Source organism: Stutzerimonas sp. LR2 (assembly GCF_055755175.1).
Genome location: NZ_JBVTRR010000047.1, coordinates 1 through 962 on the forward strand (window position 1 = coordinate 1; position 962 = coordinate 962).

Annotated in this window: 1 protein-coding gene; it reads left to right on the forward strand. The window is 46.3% G+C overall.

Annotated features, from left to right (window positions below):
- Positions 1-285 precede the first annotated feature (285 nt).
- Positions 286-962 (forward strand): hypothetical protein (locus ACVRRC_RS21920; protein ID WP_472997564.1); only part of this gene is annotated, 677 nt, incomplete at its 3' end.

Consider the following 962-nt stretch of genomic DNA (forward strand, 5'->3'; position numbering starts at 1 on the left):
TACAGCATTTGTGGATAAAATGACGGCTGAAAAACTTGATTATAAAACAGGCAAATGCAACTGATTGGCCGAGGTATGTTCCAGGCTGCCAAGATACCGTTGACCTGCACGTCAGCTTAAAACTGGAAAGCTAATGATGCCTGTAAATTTTAAATCAAGTTTTTTAGTCGTCATTTTATCCACAAATTCTGTACATAACTCTGTGTAAAATAGGTCGTGAAATTTCGATATTGACTTTGCCTCGGTTAAAATATCAGCACTGTAGTAATCAACTAGGATCTCAACATGACCCAAGAGAACATCGCGTGGTCGATTACTGACGAACTCAAGCTTGTGAAGGGGCTGAAGGATAACTACTCTTTTACAGCCTTATCGTCAGTTATCGGTAAGGACGTAGAAGAAATTCAACGCAAGTGTATTGCAATGGATTTGTATATTGCCGTTTGTGAAAACATTGATGACCTCAGCCAGATAACATTGGTGCCGAATCACCAGGTCGGTATTGCTTGCCTGGGAAAAACGATGACAGGCATTTATCGTAACCTGACCGAAATGGGATGGGCCCCACAGGTATGGCGTGGTGAGCAATCATTGCGGTCGCCTGAGTGGTGGACATCACGCCCTGCTCTCGCGTTTCGTTATAACGATGATGCTAACGCGCCTACCCGACGCACTGTCCACCTGCTGAATAACGGTAAGCCTTGGACGCCGGAAGATGTGGGCATGATGCTGGCTGCGCTATCACAGCGGCCAAGTAAAGAAGCATTGACCCAAGTTCTCATGCGCAGTATGTCCAACATTATACAGCAACTTTCAATCATGGGGCTGGTACGCGTCGGGACCGCAGAAGACTCCGGAGAAGCCAAAGTCTGGATGTGTGCGACTATTCAGCCGCGAGTGCTGTCGAAGATGCGTTATTTTGATGTGCTGCCTATGTTGCATAATGGCTGGCTCATTGATGG